A 23164-nucleotide genomic window follows, 5' to 3' on the forward strand; every position below is an offset into this window, starting at 1 on the left:
TTTTTTCTCCTCAGAATCCGGCGGCCGCGCCGTTGCTGCGCGGGTCAAATGCCCCTTCGAACAGCCCGTTGGGGTGGCGGACAATCGCGCCCGCGTGGCCCATGGCTTCACTAAAGTCAGGGAAAAGCTCCACCTCGTGACCGAGTGCCCGCAGGCGCACGACCGTCTCGGGTGAAAAACGTCCTTCAAGCTTTAAGGTGTCCGAGGTTTGTCCCCAGGTGCGCCCCAGCAGCCAGCGCGGGCGGGAAATGCTCTCCTGTAAAGGCACGCCCTGAATCGCGTAGCGGGTAAAGATCGCGGCCTGGGTTTGCGGCTGTCCGTCGCCGCCCATCGATCCGTAGACCATCACGCGACCGTCCTTCAGACGCGCCGCCGCCGGGTTCAGGGTGTGGAACGGCTGTTTGCCCGGCGCGAGGGCCAGAAGATGGGCAGGATCGAGGCTGAAAGATGCGCCGCGGTTCTGCCAGACGATGCCGGTATCGGGCAGGACAACGCCGCTGCCGAACTCGTGATAAAGGCTCTGGATAAACGACACGGCAAGCCCGCTGCTGTCCATCACCCCCATCCACACCGTATCGCCGGGGCCTTTTCCGGTACCCCACGGCGCGGCGCGGCCGTCGTCAATCCTGTCGGCAAGCGCCTGCAGGGCGGCGGGATCCAGCAGATCCTGAATATCGGTTTTCAGCTCGCGCGGATCGGTGATGTGGGCATCGCGCAGGCCAAAGGCCAGCTTGGTGGCTTCAACGATGCGGTGAAGGGTTTCGGCGTCGTCGGCCTCCGCCATGTTCAGGCGGTCGGTGATGCCGAGTATCGCCAGCGAGACCAGCCCCTGCGTCGGCGGGGCGTGGTTAAAGATCTCCCCCTGCTGATGCTCCAGCTTCAGCGGCGCGGTGCGCCGGGCTGCGTGGGCGTGTAAATCGGCCAGCGTAACGGGCAGGCCCAGCGTCTCCATGCCGTGCGCCAGCACGTCCGCCAGCGGGCCGCGATAAAAACTGTCCAGACCGTCTTCCACCAGGCGCCTCAGGGTCGTGGCCATGGCGGGCTGGTAAAAGCGGCTCCCGGCCTGCGGCGGCTTGCCGTCGACCAGCCAGGTTTCCGCGAAGCCCGGCACATCCTTCAGCTCGTCGAACTTGCTGGCGGTGGCGTGAGCCTGAGAGGCCGTGACCGGCGTGCCGTTCTGCGCGTAGTCAATGGCGTCGGCCAGCAGGCGGGCCAGCGGCAGCGACTTGCCGGTCATCTCACGGGAAACCTTCAGCGCCTCGTCCCAGCCGCTGACCGTGCCGGCGACGGTTAGCGCCGCCTGCGGTCCGCGATGGGGGATCTGCGTGAGCCCGTCGTAGGCGGCCAGCGTCGCGTGCGATCCCGCCGCGCCGCTGGCGTCAATGGCGATGGGGTCGCCTTCCGGCGGTACGATAAGCCAGAAGCCATCGCCGCCCAGCCCGTTCATATGCGGGTAAACCACGGCGATGGTGGCCGCCGCCGCGACCATCGCTTCTATCGCGCTGCCGCCCTCGCGTAGCACCGTCAGCGCGCTCTGGCTGGCGAGGTGGTGGGGCGCAACCGCCATACCGTGTGTGGAGACATTACTTTGCATGAAGAGTCCTCGTAACCCTGAAAGTCACAAGGCGCTGCAAAAGCTGTTCCAGTTCTGAAAGAAAAGTTTCAGTAAACTGGCACGTATAATGAAAGGTAGAATGAAAACCAAAATGTGATGAAACAAAAGTTACAGAGGCGCTATGGAACAACTGGATGAACGTCTGAAAGCACAATACCCGTCGCTGTCGCCGCAGGAGCAGCGGGTGGCGGACTTTATTTTTGATCATTTTGACGATCTCATTAGCTACAACAGCGCCGAGCTGGCGCAGCTGAGCGGGGTGTCGAAAGCCACGGTGAGCCGTCTGTTTAAGCGTCTGGGCTATGAGAAATATAAAGACATGCGCGAAGAGCTGCGCACCCTGCGCCAGAGCGGGATGCCGCTCACCGATAATCGCGACGCGGTGCAGGGCAACACGCTGCTGGCACGCCACTACAAGCAGGAGATGGCGAACCTGACCCAGTGGGTCAATGCCCTCGACGCGCAGCAGTTTGCCGACGCCATGGCCTGCATGGTGAAGGCGCGGCGCATCGTTATTATCGGCATGCGTAACGCCTATCCGGCGGCGCTCCACATGCGCCAGCAGCTGCTGCAGGCGCGCGGTCAGGTGCTGGTCCTGCCGCAGCCGGGGCAGAGCCTGAGCGAGGAGCTGGTGGACTTAACGCCGGACGATCTGGTGGTGATGATGGCCTTCCGCCGTCGCCCGCGCATTATCCGCCCGCTGATGCAGCAGCTTCAGAGCAGCGGTATTCCGGTGCTGCTGATGTGCGAGCCGCAGGCCCACAGCCTGTTTCCGCTCGCCAGCTGGCAGCTCTGCGCCCCGCTGGACAGCGTCTCGGCCTATGACAGCTATTCGTCGGTTAACAGTCTGATCAACCTGCTGGCGAACGCCTTCCTGCATGAGATCCTCGATAAAGGCCGTCCGCGCATTCACGAGATTGCCTCCCTCTACCAGCAGCTGGACGAGCTGGAACAGCGATAATGGGGCATCAGGCTGGTGCTTTGCATTAAAATGGTGCGTAATGGCGGGGCGAAAATGGAGAGCATTTCCGCCCCGTCCGCGTTTTATCAGGCTTTAAAAGAATATTTCCCGCTTCGCCTTATCTGGCACATTAGTTGCAAAATCACATTCAAAGAATCTTTTGTTTCATGTTAACGTTACGGGGAAGCACCATGAAAAAATTGTTGATTGCACTGGCCGGGGCAGCATGCCTCTTCACTCAGCTGCCGGCAAAGGCTGACCAGCTACAGGATATCGAGAAGCGCGGCACTATCCGTATTGCCGTTCCGCAGGACTTCCCGCCGTTTGGCTCGGTGGGAACCGATCTGCAGCCGCAGGGGTACGACATCGATATGGCGCGCTATCTCGCTAAACAGATGAAGCTCAAGCTGCAGCTGGTGCCGGTGACCAGCGCCAACCGCGTGCCGTACCTGCAAACCGATAAGGTGGACCTGGTCATTTCCAGCCTCGGTAAAAACCCGGAGCGCGAGAAGGTGATCGACTTCAGCCGCGCCTACGCGCCGTTCTTCCTTGGCGTGTTTGGTCCAAAAGGGGCCGAGCTGAAGGACGCCGCCGCGCTGAGCGGAAAAACCATCGGCGTGACGCGCGGGGCGGTGGAGGACATGGTGCTGACCGGACTGGCGCCGAAAGACGCGGACGTGAAGCGCTACGAAGACAATAACACCACGCTCTCCGCTTACCTGTCGGGACAGGTGCAGTACGTGGCAACCGGTAACCTCGTGGTGGCGGCCATTTCGCGCCAGAACGCAGATAAAGCCCCGGTGCCGAGCTTTATGCTGAAAGATTCGCCGTGCTTTATTGGCCTGAAGAAAAACGAACCGGCCCTGAAGGCAAAAGTGGATGCGCTGATTGAGCAGGGCATCAAGGACGGCACGCTGAACGGCCTGTCTGAGCAATGGCTGAAGGCCCCGCTGCCGGCAAATCTTGGCGCCTGAGCCGATGACTGAGCAACTTGATTTCTCCGCGCTCTGGCCGCACTGGCCGGAGCTGCTGGCAGGGCTGTGGGTCACCGTTCAGCTGACGGTGATGGCGACCGTCGGCGGGCTGGCGATAGGGATTTTCGGGGCGGCGATCCGCAGCGGACGCACGACCTGGTTCAGCCGGATCTGGGGCGGCTACGTGGAGATCATCCGCAACACGCCGTTTGTGGTACAGCTGTTTTTCATTGTCTTCGGCCTGCCAAATCTTGGCCTGAAGATGACGGCGGGTGAAGCGGCGCTGCTGGCCATGGTGGTAAACCTGGGCGCCTACAGCACCGAGATTATCCGCGCGGGCATTCAGGTCACGCCGAAAGGGCAGTGGGAAGCCGGACGCGTGCTGGGGCTCACCCGCCTGCAGACCTTTATTCGCGTGGTGCTGCCGCCCGCGCTGCAGCGCATTTACCCGGCGCTGGTGAGCCAGTGCATCATCGTGATGCTCGGCTCGTCGGTGGTGTCGCAGGTCTCCTATGAAGAGCTGACCTTCGCCGCCAACCTGATCCAGTCCAGAACGTTTTTGAGCTTTGAGGTTTATCTGGTGACAACCGGGATTTACCTGGCGCTGTCGATTACCCTGCGCCAGCTGATGATGGCGGCAGGACGCAAATGGCTGGGGGTGCAGGCATGATGACCACCTTTACCGACTGGGACATTATTCGCAACCTGCTGCTGGCCGGACGCTGGACGGTGCTGCTGTCGCTGGTGGCGTTCGTCGGCGGGGCGGTGGTAACGCTGCCGCTCCTGCTGCTGCGCCTGACGGGCGGGCGCACGCTGAAGCGCATTATCCGCGGCTATATTGAGCTGTTTCAGGGCACGCCGCTGCTGATGCAGCTGTTCCTGGCCTTCTTCGGCGTGGCGCTGTTCGGCATCGACGTCTCGCCGTGGACCGCCGCCTCGCTGGCGCTGACGTTTTACACCAGCGCGTTTCTGCTCGATATCTGGAACGGCTGCATTCGCGCTTTACCGAAGGGGCAGTGGGAAGCGTCGCGCTGCCTGGGGCTGACCTTCGGCCAGACCCTGTTTCGCGTCGTCGCCCCGCAGGCGCTGCGCATCGGCATTGCGCCGACGGTCGGCTTTGCCGTGCAGGTGATCAAAGGCACCGCGCTGGCGTCGATTATCGGTTTTGTCGAGCTGACCAAGGCCGGGACCATGCTGACCAACGTGACCTATCAGCCGTTTAAGGTCTTTGCGCTGGTGGCGCTCGGCTACTTTATTCTGTGTTATCCGCTGTCGCGCTACAGCCGCTATCTGGAGACGAAATTCAATGCCTCTCATCACCATTAATCAGGTGCAGAAGTACTACGGCGATAACCACGTGCTCAAGGGCGTCGATCTGGATATCGACATGGGCCAGGTAATCTCCATTATCGGGCGCAGCGGATCGGGCAAAAGCACGCTGCTGCGCTGCATTAACGGTCTGGAAGGCTATCAGGACGGCAGCATCAAGCTGGGCGGCATGACCATTACCGACCGGGATTCCCAGGCGCGTGAAATCAGCCGCTCGGTGGGGATGGTGTTCCAGAGCTTCAACCTGTTCCCGCACATGACGGCGCTGGAAAACGTGATGCTCGCCCCGCGTCGGGTGCTGAAGAAAAGCGCCGCCGAATGCCGCGAGCTGGCGCAGCGCATGCTGGAGAAGGTTGGCCTCGGCGATCGTCTGGATTACTACCCGTCGAGCCTCTCCGGCGGCCAGCAGCAGCGCGTGGCGATTGCCCGCGCGCTGGCGATGTCGCCGAAAGTATTGCTCTGCGACGAGATCACCTCCGCGCTCGACCCGGAGCTGGTGGGCGAAGTGCTCAAAGTGCTGGAGCAGCTGGCGGCCGAGGGGATGACGCTCATACTGGTTACCCATGAAATGAATTTTGCCCGCGAAGTGGGCGACCGCGTGGTGTTTATGCACCAGGGGAAAGTCTGGGAGCAGGGCGACAGCAAAACGCTGTTCGCCAACCCGCAGACCACGGAACTGAAGCAGTTCATCTCCTCCGTGCGCGGCCTCAACTGATAAGGACTTAACAATGGATATCGCACACTTTCCGCAAATCAACCCGCCGCAGCGCCTGCTGATGGGGCCGGGCCCGATCAACGCCGACCCGCGCGTGCTGCGCGCCATGTCGAGCCAGCTGATCGGGCAGTACGACCCGGCCATGACCCATTACATGAACGAGGTGATGGCGCTTTATCGCGGGGTATTCCGCACCGAAAACCGCTGGACGATGCTGGTGGACGGTACCTCCCGCGCGGGGATTGAAGCCATTCTGGTCTCCGCCATCCGCCCGGGAGATAAGGTGCTGGTGCCGGTCTTTGGCCGCTTTGGTCACCTGCTGTGCGAAATTGCCCGCCGCTGCCGCGCGGAGGTGCATACCATCGAGGTGCCGTGGGGCGAGGTGTTTACCCCGGATCAGGTCGAGGATGCGATTAAGCGTATTCGTCCGCGCCTGCTGCTGACCGTGCAGGGCGACACCTCCACCACCATGCTGCAGCCGCTCGCCGAGCTGGGCGCGATCTGCCGCCGCTACGACGTGCTGTTTTACACCGATGCCACCGCGTCGCTCGGCGGTAACGCGCTGGAAACCGATGCCTGGGGGCTGGATGCCGTCTCTGCCGGGATGCAGAAATGCCTCGGCGGCCCGTCGGGCACCTCGCCGATCACCCTGAGCGCGCGCATGGAGGAGGCGATCCGCCGCCGCAAATGCGTTGAGGAAGGCATACGCACCGACGCCCACCGCGACGGCGACGAGGAGATGATCTACTCCAACTACTTCGATCTCGGCATGGTGATGGACTACTGGGGGCCGGAACGTCTTAACCACCACACCGAAGCCACCACCGCGCTGTTTGGCGCCCGCGAGTGCGCGCGTCTGATCCTGCAGGAGGGGCTGGATAACGGCATCGCTCGCCACAGGCTGCACGGCGATGCGCTGCTGAAGGGCATTCAGGCGATGGGGCTGGAGACCTTCGGCGACCTGAAGCACAAGATGAACAACGTGCTGGGCGTGGTGATCCCGCAGGGCATCAACGGTGACCAGGTGCGTAAGCTGATGCTGGAGGATTTCGGGATTGAAATCGGCACCTCGTTTGGCCCGCTGCACGGCAAAGTTTGGCGCATTGGCACCATGGGCTACAACGCACGCAAGGACTGCGTGATGACCACCCTGAGCGCGCTGGAGTCGGTGCTGAACTACCTGAAATTCTCCACCACGCAGGGGGCCGCCATGCAGGCCGCGTGGGACCACTATCGCCGCGAGACGCCGCAATGAGCCCGGCGGCAGAGCGGGTGATGGCGCGCGCCGACGCGCTGGCCGCCATCAGCGAAACCCCGGACGGCCTGACGCGGGTCTATCTCTCCACGCAGCATCTGCAGGCTAACCAGCTGGTCGGAGAGTGGATGCGCCAGGCGGGCATGACCGTCTGGCAGGACAGCGTGGGCAATATCTGCGGACGCTATGAAGGCCAGCAGGAGGGGGCGCAGGCGGTGCTGCTCGGCTCGCATCTCGATACCGTGCGCAATGCCGGGCGCTACGACGGCATGCTCGGCGTGCTTGCCGCCATTGAGGTGGTGGACAGCCTGCACCAGCAGGATGTGCATCTGGCGCAGGCCATCGAGATTGTCGGCTTTTGCGACGAAGAGGGGACCCGCTTCGGCATTACGCTGTTAGGCAGCCGGGGCATCACCGGCACCTGGCCGCAGGGCTGGCTGGAGAAAGCCGACGCCAGCGGAATCAGCGTGGCGCAGGCGATGACCCTGGTGGGGCTCGATCCTGCCCGCGTGTTGCATGCCGCGCGCCGTCAGGAGGATTTCAGCGCCTATCTGGAACTGCATATTGAGCAGGGGCCGTGCCTTGAGCAGGAGACGCTCGCCCTGGGCGTGGTGCAAGCCATTAACGGCGCGCGTCGTCTGAACTGTCGCTTTACCGGCGAGGCCGGGCACGCGGGAACCGTGCCGATGCACCACCGCAGGGATGCGCTGGCCGCCGCCGCCGAGTGGATGGTCATCATCGAAAACGCTACCCGACAGCAGGGCGGAAACCTGGTGGCGACGGTTGGCGAACTGCGCTGCCTGCCGGGGGCGGTGAACGTGATCCCCGGCGAGGTTCAGCTCTCGCTGGATATTCGCGGCCCGCAGGATGCGCCGCTGGATCGGTTGCTTAACGAGCTGCTGGAGCATGCGCAGGCGATCGCATCGCGCCGCAATCTGGACTTCAGCGCCGAGGAGTTTTACCGCATTGCCGCCACGCCGTGCGATACCCACCTGCAAAACGTGCTGGAGGAGGCGGTCAAATCGGTACAGGGTCGCTCGCTATCGCTACCCAGCGGTGCGGGCCATGATTCGATTGCCATCGCGGAACGCTGGCCGGTCGGCATGCTGTTTGTGCGCTGCAAAGGAGGCGTCAGCCACCATCCGGCGGAATCGGTGATGGCTGAAGATGTCGCCCTGGCGATTGAGGCGTTTTCGCGAGCGGTGATCCAGCTGGCGGACTGCGTTACTCCAGCCCCAGCGTATATTGCGCGATCTTAAAGTAGATAATCAGCCCGGTACCGTCGATAAGCGTCGCAATAAACGGCGCGGAGACGACAGCCGGATCAATGCCGCAGCGCTTGAGCACCATCGGAATGACGGACGACACAATTGCGCTCCACAGCGTAATGCACACCAGCGTCAGGCTGACGATGAGCGTAATCTCCAGCCCAATCCCCATCATCCAGGCGCGGATACACCCGGCGATACCGAGCGTGGCGGCAATCATCAGCGAGGTGGTCATCTCTTTACGCAGCACGCGGCCAACGTCGCGCAGACGGACTTCTCCCAGTGCCATGGCGCGCACCAGCGTGGAGGTGATCTGCGTCCCGCTGTTGCCGCCCGTGCCGATCAGCAGCGGAATAAAGAACGCCAGCGCGATGGCGGACTCCAGCGCCTCTTCGAAATGCTGGATCACCGAGCTGGTGTAGGCTTCTGCGACAAAAAGCAGCAGCAGCCAGACGGAGCGTTTCTTCCACAGGCTATACGGACTGGTATCCAGATAGGGCTTCTCCAGCGGTAGCGTCGCCCCCTGAAGCTGGGCGTCTTCGGTGACGTCATCTTCCAGCAGATGGGCGATTTCGCGCTCCGTCAGGCAGCCGACGAGCTTGCCGTGGGTGACCACAGGCACCACATCCGCCCCGCCGTGCGCCAGCAGTCCGGCAACGTCGGCACGTTCATCCTCCGGTTTGACCTGCAAAAACTGCGAAATCATCAGCGATTTCACCGGCTGGACCGTGTCGGCGGTTTGCAGCAATTTACGCACGGCAATCATGCCCGCCAGTCGACCATTGTCTTCAATAAAAATATGAGACGGAATATCGTCGTCTTTTAATTTTTCGAAGAATTGCTCGCGCGCCAGCGCCACGCATAATGAAATATCGAGGACAATAAAATCGGTATTCATATATTGCGCGACAGCGCTGTCATTGAATGCCAGGTTTTGGTTGTGAATAGCGTAAGACATAGTGAATTCCCTTTGAATAATAACATCTCTCAGGGGCGAGCAAGACAGGGCATGTCGAAGAGGAGATCCCCACGTCCTGGGTTCAGCACTGTACACCGTATCCCGTGAGGGAAGTTATACTGACAAAGCCTTGATTCGACAGTGCCTGTTTTACCCTGTGTCGGTTCTCTCGAACCTACCAGAGCGATAACGTGTATTTGTACAGGAGCCTCGCCATAACGAGATCGTTGTAAAACGAGGGAAATAATACGCCTGTTTAAATTTACCGCTCAGGAAATTAAATAATGTTTAAGAACGGTTTAGATAAATATTATTAATAAAGCGTTGAGGGTTTATTTAGGTTTATTCATTTTAAATGGAGGATTAAATAATTAACAGAGGAGAGAAAATGGCGTGGCTTGATAATCTGCTGAATCATTTTGCGCTGTATCCGGCACATCTTTTCGCGTTGTTATTTGTGATGGCGCTGAGTAAATCGACGGTGCTGATCTCCTCCGTGCTGCCGCCCGCGTCGGTGATGCTGCTGGCGGGCATTACCGTCAGCCAGGGGAGCATGCATCCTGCGTTGGCATGGCTGGCCGTAGTGATGGGGGCAACGGCGGGATCGGTGCTGAACTACCACTTAGGGCAGCTGATGGGGCACACCCGGCTGGTCGCGCGCTTTACGTCGAAGCATGCCGCTACGTTTTTGCGGGTACAGCATCAGCTGCAAAAGAACGGCGTTATCGCACTGTTTACGTCGCGCTTTCTGGCGGTGCTGCGTTACATCGTGCCGCTGGCAGCGGGTATGCTCAGGCTGAACGCAGTCAAGGTCTACCTCGTCAGCCTGCTTTCAGCCTGCGCGTGGGCGGCGCTGTATGTCGGCGCGGTCACCGGCATCAGCGCCTTTTGAATTACAGACTTCCCATTCCGCCGTCCACCAGCAGCTCGGTTCCCACCGTGTAGCTCGACTCGTCGGACGCCAGATAGAGCGCGGCTTTTGCCAGCTCCGCCGTTGAGCCCATTCTGCCGAGCGGCACCAGCTTGATGATTTCCGCCATCATCGCGTTAAGCGCCTCGTCGCTTAAGCCCGTTTTGGTAAACGCCGGGGTCTCCACCGGACCGGGGCTCAGGCCGTTGACGCGTATCCCGCGCGGCAGCAGTTCCGCCGAGAGCGTGCGCGCCAGCGACAGCAGGGCGGCCTTGCTCGCGGCATACACGCTGCTGGTGGGCAGGCCGATGCGCGCGCTCACGGAGCCGCAGAGGATCACCGACGACGGGTTATTCAGCAGCGGCAGCAGCGCCTGAATCAAAAAGAACGGTCCCTTCAGGTTGATGCCCATCAGGCGATCCCAGGTCTCTTCCCGCCACTCTTCCAGCGGCGCGTGCGTTACGTCGCCGGCGTTGAGGAACACCGCGTCCAGGCGCGGCCAGCGGGTGGCGAGGGTTTCCGCCAGCGCTTTTTGCGACGCGATATCGCCCGCATCGGTTGGGATCACCCAGGCCTTATCGCCAAGAATACGTTCTGCTTCGGCGAGGGTGTCCGGGTTACGCCCGGTCACGGTGACGCGCGCGCCTTCGGCGATAAACGCCTGCGCGGTGGCGAGGCCGATGCCGCTGGTGCCGCCGGTAATCAGCGTATATTTATCTGTTAAACGACCCATATTCTTCTCCTGAAATGTCACTGGAGAAAGCACTATAGAAACGTTAGTATCGAAAGGAAACCAGGTACCAAATGGATACTAAAGAGGCAAGAGGTGTGCTATGGCAGAAATGCTGGAGGTGTGCTGCGAAAAAAAATCTGAGGCGTATACCTGCCCGATGACGCAGTTTGTGAACCTGATTTCCGGTAAATGGGCGATCCCCATTCTCTATCGCCTGATTGTCTTTAATACGCCCGTACGCTTTGGCGATCTGCTGCGGGCGGCTGCCCCCATCACGCAGAAAGAGCTGACTAAGCAGCTGCGCCTGTTTGAGCAGCGCGGGCTGGTGACGCGGACGGTCTACCCGGAGATCCCGCCGCGCGTGGAATATCAGATAACCGAGCTGGGGTTAACCCTGCAGGACGCACTCTCCCCGCTGGCCGCCTGGATGAGCGAGTACGGCGACCAGCTTGAGCGTTAGGCTACTGTTTTACGTAGCGCGGTGCCGGAATGCCGGTGCGCGCGCTGTTGAACAGCTCAAGGCGCGCCGCTTCGTAGCGATCCCACAGGCCAGCGTCATGCATCGGCGGGATGGTGATCGGTTCACCCTGATCCAGACCCGCCAGCGACGCATCCACCATATCGTCGGTGGTCATCACCGATCCTTCCGGCAGATCGTCCACCGTGACGCCTGAATGGCTCCAGATTTCAGTCGCCGTGGCGGCAGGCAGTACGGCCTGAATGCGCACGTTGCTGTCGGCAAATTCTTCCTGTAACCCACGTGTAAAGCTCAACACCCACGCCTTGGTGGCGCTGTAAAGCGCGCTGCCCGCCCGGACGTGCAGGGCCAGCACGGACGCGATATTGATCAGCGTGCCGCGATTGTTCTGCGCCAGGCGCGGCAGGATGGCGTAGGTCAGACGCATCAGCGCCGTGGTGTTCAGGGTATTGATGGCCTGATGCTGCGCCACCTCGCCCGCGAGGAACGGTGCCATCTGCGCGGTGCCCGCGTTGTTAACGAGCGTATCAATGGCGGTATTGCTGCGCAGCTCTTCTTCCACGGCGCGGATCCCGGCTTCATCGGTGAGATCGGCAACCAGAATATCGACGGCCACGCCATAGCGCGCGCGAAGGTCGGTGGCGAGGATTTTCAGGCGATCCTCGCGACGGGCGACCAGCACCAGGTTAGCGCCGCGCGCGGCAAGGCGGTCAGCATAGACGGCACCGATCCCGGAAGAGGCACCCGTAATCAGGGCGGTGGTGATTTGCGTAGTCATCGTGTGTTACCTCAAAGCAAAGTGGGTTATTTGGTTTCAATATGAAACTGAATAAACTCTCTGCTATTTGGTTTTATAATGCAACCATATTTGCGAGCATTTTGTGCTTTTGCCGTCGGGAACGGTCAGGAGGGGAGTTTAGCCACGATCTCTTCAGGCGTCAGTTCGCGCCCGTCGTCGGCGATAAGCGCCAGTTTACGCAGAGGTTTGCGCTGTTCGGTATCGACCAGCACGGTGCCGCATTCGTTTTCCGCGAACAAAAACTCGTTGCCCCACTGGGAGAGGGCAACCAGCACCGTTTGCAGGGCGCGCCCTTTATCGGTCAGGACATACTCCTGCCAGGCGCTGCCGTCAGACGCGGGCTGAAGCCGGAGGATGCCCTCGTCGACCAGCAGCTTGAGCCGCGTAGTCAGCATATTTTTTGCGATACCGAGGCTTTTCTGGAACTCGCCGAAGCGTTTAATCCCGCGTAGCGCGTCGCGAACAATCAGCAGCGACCACCAGTCGCCTATAATATCCAGCGAACGGGCGACGGGGCAGGTGCTCTCTTCAAGGCGGGTACGTTTCACAGCGAATTCTCCGGTGGGGTGTGGTTTTATTATAAAACTAATCTGCACGCGTCGTAAGCATGTTAATCATCAGTTTGAGAAATGCTTCCCGGAAAATTGTGACGAATCTGTCACACTGAACGCGACATTTTAAAACGAGTGAGGAATTAGGGATGAGAAAAGCACTACTCGCGCTGGCAGTCGCCGGTTCCATTTCAGCAACGTTTGGCGTGCAGGCGCAAGAGACGCCGGAAGGGTATCAGCTGGAGCAAGTTTTAATCATGAGTCGCCATAACCTGCGCGCGCCGCTCGCTAATAACGGCAGCGTGCTGGAGCAGTCCACGCCGAAGCAGTGGCCGGAGTGGGAGGTGCCGGGCGGTCAGCTCACCACCAAAGGTGGCGTGCTGGAAGTCTATATGGGCCATTACATGCGCGAGTGGCTGGCGCAGCAGGGGATGGTGAAGACGGGAGAATGTCCAGCGCCGGATAGCGTTTATGCTTACGCCAACAGCCTGCAGCGTACCGTCGCCACCGCGCAGTTCTTCATTACCGGCGCGTTCCCGGGCTGCGATGTGCCCGTGCACCATCAGGAAAAAATGGGCACCATGGACCCGACGTTCAACCCGGTGATTACCGATAACTCGCCGGAATTCCGCGAAAAAGCGCTCAAGGCGATGGAGACCGAGCGGCAGAAAATGCAGCTTGGCGAAAGCTATAAGCTGCTTGAGCAGATGACTAACTACGCCGATTCGCCGTCCTGCAAAGAGAAAAAAGTCTGCTCTCTGGCGGACGCAAAAGATACCTTCAGCGCCGACTATGAAAAAGAGCCTGGCGTATCCGGGCCGCTGAAGGTGGGTAACTCGCTGGTGGACGCGTTTACGCTGCAGTATTACGAAGGCTTCCCGGCCGACCAGGTGGCCTGGGGAGAAATCAAAACCGACCAGCAGTGGCGCGTGCTGTCGAAGCTGAAGAACGGCTATCAGGACTCGCTGTTTACCTCAACCGAGGTGGCGCAAAACGTAGCGAAGCCGCTGGTGAAATATATCGATAAAACGCTGGTCACCGACCAGGCTAAAGCGCCTAAGATCACCCTGCTGGTGGGACATGACTCGAACATTGCTTCCCTGCTGACGGCCCTGGATTTCAAACCGTATCAGCTGCACGATCAGCAGGAACGCACCCCGATCGGCGGCAAGATTGTCTTCCAGCGCTGGCATGACAAAAATGCCAACCAGGAGTTGATGAAAATTGAGTATGTCTATCAGAGCTCAGAGCAGCTGCGCAACGCCAGCGTGCTGTCGCTGCAGTCGCCTGCACAGCGCGTGACGCTGGAGCTGAAAGGCTGCCCGGTAGATGCGAATGGCTTCTGTCCTGTCGACAAATTCAATGCGGTGATGAATAACGCGGCGAAGTAAAAGAGAACCCCCCGCTGCGGCGGGGGGGAAACGCTTAGACGTTTTTACGTTCGATGGTTTGCTCGCCCCAGAAGAGCGAGTCTTTATCCGTTTTTTCGAAGGCGCGCACCAGCACCTCATCGTTACCTTCCTCCCAAATCTGCTCGGCCAGCTTTTCATCGTATTTAGCGACTTCAAAGATAGCTTCGGCAATCTCCGGAGAGGTGTTGCGTAAACTTGCCCATTCGCCCACGTGGTGAGCTTTGGATTCTTGAGTTGGCATGCTTGTCCTCCTGTTGGGTGTTAGCCGTTCAGTTTTTTGGCCAGACCCGCGACGTATTCACCCTGATAGCGGGCGATAGACAGTTCTTCATTGCTTGGCTGACGTGAGCCATCCCCACCGGCAATGGTGGTTGCGCCGTACGGCGTACCGCCACGCACCTGGGAAATGTCAAACAGCTCCTGCGCGCCGTAGCCAATTGGCACAATCACCATCCCGTGATGAGCAAGGGTAGTCCAGGTTGAGGTAATCGTCTGCTCCTGACCGCCGCCGGTGCCGGTAGAGCTGAACACGCTGGCGAGTTTGCCGTAGAGCGCCCCGGATGCCCAAAGTCCGCCGGTTTGATCGAGGAAGGTTCGCATCTGGCCTGACATATTGCCGAAGCGGGTCGGGGTGCCGAAGATAATGGCATCATAATCCGCCAGCTCCTGCGGGGTGGCGACCGGGGCGTTTTGCGTTTTCCCCCCGGCTTTCAGGAAGGCTTCCGCCTGCATGGTTTCCGGTACGCGTTTCACCACAACCTCAACGCCGTCAACCCTGTTTGCACCTTCTGCTACCGCGTGAGCCATGGTTTCAATGTGTCCATACATGGAATAATAGAGCACCAGAACTTTTGCCATTTTGCTTCACTCCTCGTTGGTTTCTCTGACAGCGGATCGCTGCGCTCTTTTAAAGATATGCCATCACGGCCAGACTGCAAAAATGAACGCCATTTATTTGATTTATAACAACATGAGTAGAAAAATGGCTTTGTAGCAAAATGATACAACTTTCCAGGTGCGGATTTTTAAAATGATAAGAAAGGCTTATGCATCCCCGCCGCGTCATCTCACCTGAAAGACTGAGATCATGTTGCAGGATATTACCTGTGGCTTGCCGGACAGCCTCAGTCCACTAAGCTTAGTTTTACGCGGCACTGATTGAGGCGTCGTCCTTGCGCCGCGAGGTGAAAGAATCCTCTTTTACTGAATGCAATATGATGTCTAATGTTTCACACTCTGGAGGTTAGAGATGGCAAACCATCGTGGTGGTTCAGGTAATTTCGCTGAAGACCGTGAAAGAGCATCAGAAGCAGGTCGTAAAGGTGGCCAGCACAGCGGGGGCAATTTTAAAAATGACCCTCAGCGCGCATCAGAAGCTGGTAAAAAAGGGGGGAAAAACAGCCACGGCAGCAGTAAGTAATACGCCGGGTTGAACCTCTGCCGCCGGGATCTCCCGGCGGTTTTTTTATTTCTGCAACATTGAACTGTAACCAAAGGCAACGCACACTACAGAATTGTTTTCTCTTTCTGGTGCCGCATGTCTGTCTCACGCTTCAAATTCTCCGTTAAACCGCAGGAAGCCATCCTCATTCTCATCACCATGTTCTGGGGCGGGACGTTTCTGGCCGTTCAGTACGCGGTGACCCTCAGCGATCCGTTCTTTTTTGTTGGCCTGCGCTTTGCGACGGCGGCGCTTGCCGTGGGGCTAATTTCGCTTAAAACGCTGAGGGGGCTGACGCTGAAAGAGCTTAAGGCCGGCGTGGCGATTGGGGTGGCGATAGCGATGGGCTACAGCCTCCAGACGTGGGGATTGCAGACCATCTCCAGCAGCAAATCCGCATTTATCACCGCCATGTATGTGCCCCTGGTGCCGCTGCTGCAGTGGCTCTGCCTGGGTCGGCTGCCGGGGATGATGTCCTGTATTGGCATCGTGCTGGCGTTTATCGGTCTGATTTTGCTGGCCGGGCCGGAAAACAATCTTCTGGCGCTGGGGCCGGGCGAAATCATTACCCTGATTGGGGCGATCGCCATTGCGGCGGAAATTATTCTGATTAGCGCCTGGGCGGGCAAGGTCGACGTCAAACGCGTAACGGTGGTGCAGCTCGCGACGGCGTCTCTGGTGGCCTTTGCGACGATGGTTCCGGCAGGGGAGTCCGTGCCGCAGATGTCCACCGGTCTGGTAGTGGTCGCACTGGGGCTGGGTATCTTCAGCGCCATTATCCAGGTCACCATGAACTGGGCGCAGCGCAGTGTCTCGCCGACGCGGGCAACGGTGATCTACACCGGTGAGCCGGTCTGGGCAGGCATTTTCGGGCGACTCGCCGGCGAGCGTTTGCCGCTGCTGGCCCTGGTGGGCGCGGCGTTTATTGTCGCCGGGGTGCTGGTGAGCGAGCTGAAGCTCAAGCGGAAGAAAAACGCGCTGCCAGAAGATGACAGCGCGACGTTAAATCACGAATCCTGACGCACCACCTCGCCCTGCGGCGCAGCGGCCATCCGGCGGCTCAGCAGGGCGTTAAGCAGGATCGCGCCGAAGGTGGCCGTACCAATCCCGCCGATCGTAAACCCGCCCAGCGTCAGGGCAAAATCGCCCGCGCCCAGCACCAGCGTGACGGCCACCATAATCAGGTTGCCGTTCTGGCTGAGATCGACCCGATGCTGCACCCAGATACGCGCGCCGGCCACCGCGATCAGCCCAAACACCACGATTGAGGCCCCGCCGATGACCGGTGACGGAATGGTGTGGATCAGCGCGCCGAACTTCGGCGAGAAGCCGAGCAGCATCGCCATCACCGCCGCCGCGACAAAGACCAGCGTCGAATAGACTTTGGTTACCGCCATCACGCCGATGTTTTCGGCATAGGTGGTGACGCCGCTGCCGCCCACGGAACCGGAGAGCATGGTCGCCAGCCCGTCGCCGACGAAAGCGCGGCCCATGTACGGATCCATACTGCGCCCGGTCATCCCCGCGACCGCCTTCAGGTGACCAAGGTTTTCCGCCACCAGGATCACCGCCACCGGTGCGATAAGCATCATCGCCTGGGTGTTAAAGGTGGGCGAGGTGATTTTCGGCAGGCCGAACCAGGCGGCCTGATGCAGCAGCGTAAAGTCAACCGGCTTGCCCAGACCAAAAACGTTTGCCAGCAGGGCATATACCAGACAGGCGACAATCAACCCGACCAGGATCAGCAGCCGCTGGATCATGCCCCGCGTAAAGACCGCCACCAGACCGATGCACAGCACGGTCACGACGGCCATCCAGCTTTCAAAGGGCGAGCCGGAGACGCTTTTCACCGCGATCGGCGCAAGGTTCAGACCGATCGCCATTACTACCGCGCCGGTGACGACGGGGGGCATCATGCGTTCGATCCACCGCGTGCCGATCTTCATCACCACCAGACCAATCAGGGTATACACCAGACCGCAGGCGATGATGCCGCCGAGGGCCACGCTCAGGTTGGGGTTGATTCCCTGGCCGTTAAACCCGGTGGTGGCGATCACCACGCCGACAAAGGCGGCGCTGGAGCCCAGATAGCTGGGCACGCGCCCGCCGGTGACAAAAAAGAACAGCAGGGTACCGATACCCGACATCAGAATAGAGAGGTTGGGATCGAGTCCCATCAGCATCGGCATCAGCACCGTGGCGCCAAACATGGCGACCGCGTGCTGGACGCCCATCACCATCGTCTGCCCGAGCGGGAGGCGTTCATCCGGCGCGACCACGCCAGCGTCTGTGGAGGTCGATTTCAACTGCCAGTGGGGAAATCCGAACATGGTCTGTCTCCTTAGAGCGCCTTAACAGGCGGGTCGCATCAGCGCGTGGTAGCCGCGGTCAAACCACACCAGGCCCTGCGGCGCGGGGTGGCGAATAATCGAAACGATGTCGCAAAAAAGAATGTCGTGCGTACCGACGCTCACCACCTGGCTGATCCGGCAGTCAAACGAGGCCAGCGCCTCCTCCAGGCGCGGACAGCCCGTGTCGCCCGTTTGCCAGCGGGCGGCGGCGAAGCGTTCTTCCATTGGCGTTTTGCCGCCAAAGAGGTTTGAGAGCGGTTCCTGTCCGGCGCTCAGGGTATTCACGCAAAGGGTGCGGTTTTCGCTGAACGTCGGCCAGACGGACGCGCCGCGGTTCAGGCACACCAGCAGGGTGGGCGGTGAATCCGTGACGCTGCACACCGCGCTGGCGGTGAAGCCTGCCATCCCCGCCGGGCCGTCGGTGGTGATGATATTCACCGCCGCGCCAACGCAGGCCATGGCGTCGCGAAAGGTTTGCTTATCCGGTGTCGTCATGATCGCTCCTTACGCCAGCCCGCAGGCATCGTCGAAGGTCAGGCGCGGCAGGCGGCCGTAAAGTTTGCCCGGGTCGCCGTAGCCAATGTTGATCAGCAGGTTGCTTTTAAGCGTCGTGCCGGTGAAAAAAGCCTCGTCGACCTTTTGGCGGTCAAAGCCCGACATCGGGCCGGTATCCAGCCCCAGCGCGCGACAGGCGAAAATCATGTAGGCGGCCTGCAGCGAGCTGTTGCGAAAGGCGGTCTCTTCCGCCAGCGCGGGGCTTGCGGTAAACCAGCTTCGGGCATCGCCGTGCGGGAACAGTTCAGGCAGGCGCTCGTAGAATTCACCGTCCCAGGCGACAATCGCCGTGACCGGGGCGGTAAGCGTTTTCTCCAGGTTGCCGCTGGAGAGCGCCGGACGCAGCTTCTCTTTTCCCTCAGCGCTTCGCACAAACACAATCCGCGCCGGGGAGCAGTTGGCGGAGGTTGGCCCCCATTTCATCAGGTCGTAGATTTCGCGCAGCGTCTCGTCGCTGACGGCAATATCCTGCCAGCCGTTATGGGTGCGGGCGCCGGTGAACAGCGTTTCCAGCGCGGCGGGGGTAATGGCTTCGCTCATTAAAGCTCCTTATAAAGCGGGTTCAGGGCTGTGCAGCAGGCTGGCCAGCCCGTTCAGCAGCAGGGTGTTAAAGGCGTCCGGCTCGGTGACGTTGCAGGCATGCCCGCCCTGGCGCATAACCGCGCTGTGGCCGTGCGGGATCGCTGCCTGCAGCTCAGACGAGCAAACAGAGGGCACCAGCATGTCGTCGGCGGAACAGATGATCTGTACCGGGCAGCGAATGCGCGCCGCATGGCGGCTGAAGTCAGCCTTTTTCAGGGCGCTGAGCCGGTGCAGCAGGTTGGCTTTTCCCTGAAAGTGGGCCAGCGCCAGCGCTTCTTCGGCCTCCAGGCGGGGCGCGCGAGCGGCCATCCAGTCTGCCGGGTAGAGAAACAGCGGCTGCGCCTCGACCCACGCCTGGGCGCCGCCGTAATGCAGCAGGCGCTCGCGGATCTGAAAGCAGCGGCGGGTGTGGGCGTTGAGGGTCAGCCAGCCGTTGACGCACACCAGCGCGGTGAGGGCGTCGGGCCTGTCGAGGGCCAGCTGCAGGCCGACCAGCGCCCCCAGCGCGTGGCCGACGACGCAGTAGCGTGCAATTCCGGCCTCAGCCAGCGCCTGGTCCAGTTCGTCCGCCATCTCTGCAAGGCTGTACCCTTCCGGCAGGACGTCGGGGTTATTGCCCGTTCCGCGCTGGTCATAGCACACCACCTGATACTCCGGCTCCAGCGCGGCCAGCTGTGGCAGCCAGTAGCTGCCGCTGCCGCCGAGACCGGCAATAAGGACCACCACGGGCGCACCTTCGTACGGGGGCGGTGAGACGGAGAGTTTCATGGCCGCCTCACTTCGCGATGTGCGCAACGGTGGCGATCTCAACCAGCGCCTCCGGCTTCACCAGGCCGCACTGAATGCAGAACCGGGCCGGCTTATCGCCGGGGAAGAACTCCGCGTAGATTTCGTTAATCGCGGCGTAATTTTTCCAGTCGGTGATAAAGATGCTGTTGAAGGTCACGTCCTCCATCGTGCCACCCGCCGTTTCGATCACGGTTTTGATCGTCTCCAGCACGTGGCGGGTTTGCGCCTTTGGGTCGTTGATAAACACCACGTTGTTGTCTTTATCAAACGGCAGCGTGCCTGAGACATACACCACGCCGTCGGCAAGGGTGCCGGGGACAAACGGGGCGATGGGCGTGCTGGTGCCCGGCGGGATGATTACGGATTTCGGCATCAGATGTCTCCTCAGGCGATACGGGCGAGCGGGGGATTCAGGGCGTCGCAGAAATCCGCAACGCTGCTGACCCAGCCAAAAAAGGTTTCGATATTGAACAGGGCCGCCTTCTGGGCGAATTCCGGCCCGGCCTGATGGGTCGCGTCTTCCAGCACCACGCCAAAATACTCGAGGAAAAAGCCGTCGCGCAGGGTCGACTCCACGCAGACGTTGGTGGCAATGCCGGTGAAGACCAGGTGGCGAATGCCCCGGCTGCGTAGCAGGCTGTCGAGCGGCGTGTTGAAAAAGCCGCTGTAGCGCGGTTTGGGCAGGACGATATCACCCGCCTGCGGGACCAGCTCATCCACCAGCTGATAATCCCAGCCGCCTTTCGCCAGCAGCTTGCCCTGCAGTTCGGGCCGTTTGCGCATGGTTTTCAGGGCGTTCGACTTGTGGAAGTTGGGCGAGCCGGGGCCGCCGGCCTCGACGTACTGGTCATCCCAACCGTTCTGGAACCAGATGATGAGCATGCCCGCGGCGCGCGCGGCGGCGACGGCGGTTTTAATGTTCGCGATCACCGGCTGCGTAGCGGAGACGTCGAAGCCCGCCAGGTCCAGATAGCCGCCCTGGCTGGCGTAGGCGTTTTGCATGTCCACCACGATCAGCGCGCTCTGCTGTGGCGCGAAGGTAATGGCTTCCGGGCGTGCGTTAAGGGTCGTCATTACGCCACCTCCTTCGTGACGGCAGGGATGTGGGCGCGGCACTGCATCAGCGGCTGGATGCGCTCGCCGAAGGTTTCCACGCCGGTGAGGAAATCATCGAAGGTCAGGAGGACGCCTTCCGCACCGGGCACGGCCGCCACTTCGTCAAGCATTCTGGCGACGCTGGCGTACGAGCCGACCAGCGTGCCCATGTTGATATTGACGGCAGAGGTCGGGTCGGCCATCTGGCGCACGTTTGTGTCTGCGCCGGAGCGGGTATCCTTCTGGCTCTGCTCGGTAAGCCAGCTCAGGGCCTCCTCGTCGGCGCCGTCCTTATAGCGCTCCCATTTCGCGCGCGCGGCGTCGTCGGTTTCGTCTGCTATCACCATGAACAGCACGTAGGAGCCCACGTCGCGCCCGGTTTTGTCGGCGGCCTCTTTCATGCGAGCGGCGGTCGGGGCGAAGGCGGCAGGCGTGTTAACGCCTTTACCGAAGCAGAAGTTGAAGTCGGCGTATTTGGCGGAGAATTCCATCCCCGCGTCGCTCTGTCCGGCGCAAATCACCTTCATCGGCACCGACGGCTGCGGGCTGACGCGACAGTCGTTCATGGTGAAGAAGTCACCCTTAAAATCGCTTTTGCCGGTACCCCACAGATCGCGCAGAACCTGTACGTATTCGGTCAGGTAGTCGTAGCGACGCGAGAAGTAATCGTCACCCGGCCAGAGCCCCATCTGCTCGTACTCGGGTTTTTGCCAGCCGGTAACCAGGTTGACGCCAAAGCGTCCGCCGGAGATGGAGTCGATGGTGGAGGCCATGCGCGCCACGATGGCCGGGGGCAGGGTAAGCGTGGCGGCGGTGGCGTAGATCTGGATCCGCGAGGTGACTGCTGCCAGCCCGGCCATCAGGGTGAAGGACTCCAGGTTGTGATCCCAGAATTCGGTTTTGCCGCCAAAGCCGCGCAGCTTGATCATCGAAAGCGCAAAGTCGAAATGGTAGTGCTCCGCTTTCTGCACGATGGCTTTATTGAGCTCAAAGGTCGGCATGTATTGCGGTGCAGTGGTCGAGATAAGCCAGCCGTTGTTGCCGATGGGTACAAATACGCCAATTTTCATCACGAACCTCTCTTCATTACGTCGCAGGTGTAACGGTGATTTTGCAAAGGCAGTGCCAGTTTTGAAAATGGCATTGTTATTAATGTGTTAATCAAGAGTTGATGGATTGATGCAGCTAAATGTGGACTAACTGGTCAAAAACATTGCACAGAAAACAGGCATTCATGCGCGATCGGAGTGCAGGATGTCGTGGTGAGACGGGGGTTTTGCTATGCTGAGGGCAACGCAGAATAAGGAGAGCGGGAATGACACAAGGCGCAGTGAAAACACCAGGTAAACGTTCGCAGGCGGTGAGCGCCAAGAAGCAGGCGATCCTCAGCGCGGCGCTGGAGACCTTTTCGCAGTTTGGCATTCACGGCACGCGCCTGGAGCAGGTGGCGGAGCAGTCCGGGGTATCCAAAACCAATCTGCTCTACTATTACCCGTCGAAAGAGGCGCTGTATGTCGCGGTGATGCAGCAGATCCTCGATATCTGGCTGGCGCCGCTGAAAGCGTTTCGCGAAGAGCTGGCCCCGCTGGTGGCGATCAGGGAGTACATACGCCTGAAGCTGGAGGTGTCGCGCGATTACCCGCAGGCATCACGGCTGTTTTGTCTTGAGATGCTGCAGGGCGCGCCGCTGTTGCAGGCAGAGCTGACCGGAGATTTAAAACAGCTGGTGGACGACAAGTCGGCCATTATTGCCGGATGGGTTGCCAGCGGAAAACTGGCCCCGGTCGATCCGCATCATCTGATCTTTATGATTTGGGCCTCCACCCAGCATTACGCTGACTTTGCGGCCCAGGTCGAGGCGGTGACCGGAAAAACGCTCCAGGACGAAGCGTTTTTCCACAGCACCCTGGAAAACGTGCAGCGGATGATTATTGAAGGGATCCGCCTACGTTAGTTTGCCGGCGGGAGAGGGCAGCTTAAGTCGCCCTCTTCACACTGCATCAGCGAGGCCAGAAACGCTTCGCGCTCCACGGTTTTTTCAGCCAGGCACTGGTTAACAATCATTGGCTGAACGCTCCCGCCTTCCGTACCCGAACCGATAAACGCGCAGTCCGCATCGCGCAGGGTAATCCATGCCTGCTGCGCTTTTTTCAGCAGATCTCGCTGAGGGGCTGCCGCACGCTTAACGGCCGCCTGGTACGTCTGGTTGAGCTTTTTATCGGCAGCCTGGTACTGCTGCGCGCTACAGGTATTCAGTTCAAGCTGGGTGGTCGCTTTGTCGCACTCGTCGGCCAGCGCGCTGGCGCTCAGCAGCAGCGCTGCACTGGCGATAAGATATCGTTTCATATATTCCCCAATAAAATAAGGCTCCGTCTCCGGAGCCTTATTAGCAC

At 60.3% G+C, this 23164-nt stretch carries 28 protein-coding genes and 1 riboswitch; of the genes, 13 read left to right on the top strand and 15 right to left on the bottom strand.

Annotated features, from left to right (window positions below; genetic code table 11):
- Positions 1 to 10: 10 nt before the first annotated feature.
- Positions 11 to 1594, bottom strand: coding sequence for an oxamate amidohydrolase (gene hpxW, locus LRM19_RS03740; protein WP_271367558.1), 1584 nt, complete (start codon positions 1592 to 1594; stop codon positions 11 to 13).
- Between the two features lie 142 nt (positions 1595 to 1736).
- Between hpxW and hpxU the strand changes: the two genes are divergently transcribed.
- From hpxU to hpxK, 7 genes are all read left to right on the top strand, one after another.
- Positions 1737 to 2576: a MurR/RpiR family transcriptional regulator HpxU gene (gene hpxU / locus LRM19_RS03745; RefSeq protein ID WP_271367559.1), complete on the top strand. Its 840-nt coding sequence runs from the start codon at positions 1737 to 1739 to the stop codon at positions 2574 to 2576.
- A 191-nt stretch (positions 2577 to 2767) separates the two neighbouring features.
- The gene (locus LRM19_RS03750; RefSeq protein WP_023311064.1) at positions 2768 to 3550 is read left to right on the top strand and encodes a transporter substrate-binding domain-containing protein; all 783 of its coding nucleotides are present in this window, start codon (positions 2768 to 2770) and stop codon (positions 3548 to 3550) included.
- A gap of 4 nt (positions 3551 to 3554) precedes the next feature.
- Positions 3555 to 4220, top strand: a complete 666-nt coding sequence (locus LRM19_RS03755) for an amino acid ABC transporter permease (protein ID WP_111964571.1) — start codon at positions 3555 to 3557, stop codon at positions 4218 to 4220.
- Positions 4220 to 4876: an amino acid ABC transporter permease gene (locus LRM19_RS03760; RefSeq protein ID WP_271367687.1), complete on the top strand. Its 657-nt coding sequence runs from the start codon at positions 4220 to 4222 to the stop codon at positions 4874 to 4876. Before LRM19_RS03755 ends, LRM19_RS03760 begins: the two co-directional genes overlap by 1 nt.
- Positions 4857 to 5594 carry an amino acid ABC transporter ATP-binding protein gene (locus tag LRM19_RS03765; protein ID WP_008499843.1) on the top strand — a complete coding sequence of 246 codons (738 nt, stop codon included), beginning with the start codon at positions 4857 to 4859 and terminating at the stop codon, positions 5592 to 5594. The genes LRM19_RS03760 and LRM19_RS03765 overlap by 20 nt, the downstream gene beginning before the upstream one ends.
- 13 nt (positions 5595 to 5607) lie before the next feature.
- On the top strand, positions 5608 to 6849 hold the full coding sequence (locus LRM19_RS03770; protein ID WP_115874686.1) for a pyridoxal-phosphate-dependent aminotransferase family protein: 1242 nt from the start codon (positions 5608 to 5610) through the stop codon (positions 6847 to 6849).
- Complete coding sequence (hpxK, locus tag LRM19_RS03775) at positions 6846 to 8108, top strand: allantoate amidohydrolase (protein WP_271367562.1); 1263 nt, start codon at positions 6846 to 6848, stop codon at positions 8106 to 8108. The genes LRM19_RS03770 and hpxK overlap by 4 nt, the downstream gene beginning before the upstream one ends.
- Here the strand turns inward: hpxK and LRM19_RS03780 are convergent.
- Complete coding sequence (locus LRM19_RS03780; protein WP_111964506.1) at positions 8074 to 9075, bottom strand: magnesium transporter; 1002 nt, start codon at positions 9073 to 9075, stop codon at positions 8074 to 8076. The two genes, hpxK and LRM19_RS03780, sit on opposite strands and share 35 nt — an antisense overlap.
- Positions 9076 to 9135: 60 nt before the next feature.
- Positions 9136 to 9305, bottom strand: a riboswitch (M-box (ykoK) riboswitch).
- 158 nt (positions 9306 to 9463) lie between these two features.
- Between LRM19_RS03780 and LRM19_RS03785 the strand changes: the two genes are divergently transcribed.
- Positions 9464 to 9967, top strand: coding sequence for a DedA family protein (locus LRM19_RS03785; RefSeq protein ID WP_115874689.1), 504 nt, complete (start codon positions 9464 to 9466; stop codon positions 9965 to 9967).
- 1 nt (position 9968) lies between these two features.
- Here the strand turns inward: LRM19_RS03785 and LRM19_RS03790 are convergent, their stop codons facing one another.
- Positions 9969 to 10718 carry an SDR family oxidoreductase gene (locus tag LRM19_RS03790; protein ID WP_271367565.1) on the bottom strand — a complete coding sequence of 250 codons (750 nt, stop codon included), beginning with the start codon at positions 10716 to 10718 and terminating at the stop codon, positions 9969 to 9971.
- A gap of 100 nt (positions 10719 to 10818) precedes the next feature.
- Here LRM19_RS03790 and LRM19_RS03795 point away from each other — a divergent pair, with 100 nt between their 5' ends.
- Positions 10819 to 11178, top strand: a complete 360-nt coding sequence (locus LRM19_RS03795) for a winged helix-turn-helix transcriptional regulator (RefSeq protein WP_023335206.1) — start codon at positions 10819 to 10821, stop codon at positions 11176 to 11178.
- Between the two features lies 1 nt (position 11179).
- On the opposite strand, the gene LRM19_RS03800 is transcribed toward LRM19_RS03795, so the two are convergent.
- Entirely contained in the window at positions 11180 to 11974 is a 795-nt protein-coding gene (locus tag LRM19_RS03800) for an SDR family NAD(P)-dependent oxidoreductase (RefSeq protein ID WP_271367566.1), read from the bottom strand.
- A gap of 125 nt (positions 11975 to 12099) precedes the next feature.
- Positions 12100 to 12543 (bottom strand): winged helix-turn-helix transcriptional regulator, encoded by a 444-nt coding sequence (locus LRM19_RS03805; RefSeq protein ID WP_111964502.1) that lies wholly within the window; start codon positions 12541 to 12543, stop codon positions 12100 to 12102.
- A 152-nt stretch (positions 12544 to 12695) separates the two neighbouring features.
- Here LRM19_RS03805 and agp point away from each other — a divergent pair, with 152 nt between their 5' ends.
- Entirely contained in the window at positions 12696 to 13937 is a 1242-nt protein-coding gene (gene agp, locus LRM19_RS03810; RefSeq protein WP_271367569.1) for a bifunctional glucose-1-phosphatase/inositol phosphatase, read from the top strand.
- A 34-nt stretch (positions 13938 to 13971) separates the two neighbouring features.
- Here the strand turns inward: agp and LRM19_RS03815 are convergent, their stop codons facing one another.
- Both LRM19_RS03815 and wrbA read right to left on the bottom strand, forming a co-directional pair.
- Positions 13972 to 14199: a YccJ family protein gene (locus tag LRM19_RS03815; RefSeq protein ID WP_008499832.1), complete on the bottom strand. Its 228-nt coding sequence runs from the start codon at positions 14197 to 14199 to the stop codon at positions 13972 to 13974.
- Positions 14200 to 14219: 20 nt separating this feature from the next.
- The gene (wrbA, locus tag LRM19_RS03820) at positions 14220 to 14816 is read right to left on the bottom strand and encodes an NAD(P)H:quinone oxidoreductase (protein WP_023311076.1); all 597 of its coding nucleotides are present in this window, start codon (positions 14814 to 14816) and stop codon (positions 14220 to 14222) included.
- Positions 14817 to 15207: 391 nt separating this feature from the next.
- On the opposite strand from wrbA, the gene LRM19_RS03825 reads away from it, so the two are divergent.
- Positions 15208 to 15378, top strand: a complete 171-nt coding sequence (locus LRM19_RS03825; RefSeq protein WP_023311077.1) for a general stress protein — start codon at positions 15208 to 15210, stop codon at positions 15376 to 15378.
- A 117-nt stretch (positions 15379 to 15495) separates the two neighbouring features.
- Positions 15496 to 16419, top strand: coding sequence for a DMT family transporter (locus LRM19_RS03830; protein ID WP_149366309.1), 924 nt, complete (start codon positions 15496 to 15498; stop codon positions 16417 to 16419).
- On the opposite strand, the gene rutG is transcribed toward LRM19_RS03830, so the two are convergent.
- The 7 genes from rutG to rutA are packed head-to-tail and all read right to left on the bottom strand — an operon-like array spanning position 16407 to position 21841.
- A complete protein-coding gene (gene rutG / locus LRM19_RS03835; RefSeq protein WP_271367573.1) occupies positions 16407 to 17729 on the bottom strand; it encodes a pyrimidine utilization transport protein G in 1323 nt (440 codons plus the stop codon). The genes LRM19_RS03830 and rutG overlap by 13 nt on opposite strands.
- A 21-nt stretch (positions 17730 to 17750) precedes the next feature.
- A complete protein-coding gene (gene rutF, locus LRM19_RS03840) occupies positions 17751 to 18245 on the bottom strand; it encodes an NADH-dependent FMN reductase RutF (protein ID WP_111964498.1) in 495 nt (164 codons plus the stop codon).
- A gap of 9 nt (positions 18246 to 18254) precedes the next feature.
- Positions 18255 to 18845 carry a malonic semialdehyde reductase gene (locus tag LRM19_RS03845; RefSeq protein ID WP_111964497.1) on the bottom strand — a complete coding sequence of 197 codons (591 nt, stop codon included), beginning with the start codon at positions 18843 to 18845 and terminating at the stop codon, positions 18255 to 18257.
- A gap of 9 nt (positions 18846 to 18854) precedes the next feature.
- Positions 18855 to 19655 (bottom strand): pyrimidine utilization protein D, encoded by an 801-nt coding sequence (gene rutD, locus LRM19_RS03850; protein ID WP_271367576.1) that lies wholly within the window; start codon positions 19653 to 19655, stop codon positions 18855 to 18857.
- Positions 19656 to 19662: 7 nt separating this feature from the next.
- Complete coding sequence (gene rutC / locus LRM19_RS03855; RefSeq protein ID WP_010429508.1) at positions 19663 to 20049, bottom strand: pyrimidine utilization protein C; 387 nt, start codon at positions 20047 to 20049, stop codon at positions 19663 to 19665.
- A gap of 11 nt (positions 20050 to 20060) precedes the next feature.
- Positions 20061 to 20750 carry a pyrimidine utilization protein B gene (gene rutB / locus LRM19_RS03860; protein WP_271367578.1) on the bottom strand — a complete coding sequence of 230 codons (690 nt, stop codon included), beginning with the start codon at positions 20748 to 20750 and terminating at the stop codon, positions 20061 to 20063.
- Entirely contained in the window at positions 20750 to 21841 is a 1092-nt protein-coding gene (gene rutA / locus LRM19_RS03865; protein WP_023617762.1) for a pyrimidine utilization protein A, read from the bottom strand. Before rutA ends, rutB begins: the two co-directional genes overlap by 1 nt.
- A gap of 245 nt (positions 21842 to 22086) precedes the next feature.
- Here rutA and rutR point away from each other — a divergent pair, with 245 nt between their 5' ends.
- Positions 22087 to 22725 (top strand): HTH-type transcriptional regulator RutR, encoded by a 639-nt coding sequence (gene rutR, locus LRM19_RS03870; protein ID WP_025912986.1) that lies wholly within the window; start codon positions 22087 to 22089, stop codon positions 22723 to 22725.
- Here rutR and LRM19_RS03875 read toward each other — a convergent pair.
- Positions 22722 to 23117 carry a lysozyme inhibitor LprI family protein gene (locus LRM19_RS03875; protein WP_115874700.1) on the bottom strand — a complete coding sequence of 132 codons (396 nt, stop codon included), beginning with the start codon at positions 23115 to 23117 and terminating at the stop codon, positions 22722 to 22724. The genes rutR and LRM19_RS03875 overlap by 4 nt on opposite strands.
- Between the last annotated feature and the right edge of the window lie 47 nt (positions 23118 to 23164).

This window comes from Enterobacter sp. PI-10, from assembly GCF_027947695.1.
Lineage (GTDB): Bacteria > Pseudomonadota > Gammaproteobacteria > Enterobacterales > Enterobacteriaceae > Enterobacter > Enterobacter vonholyi.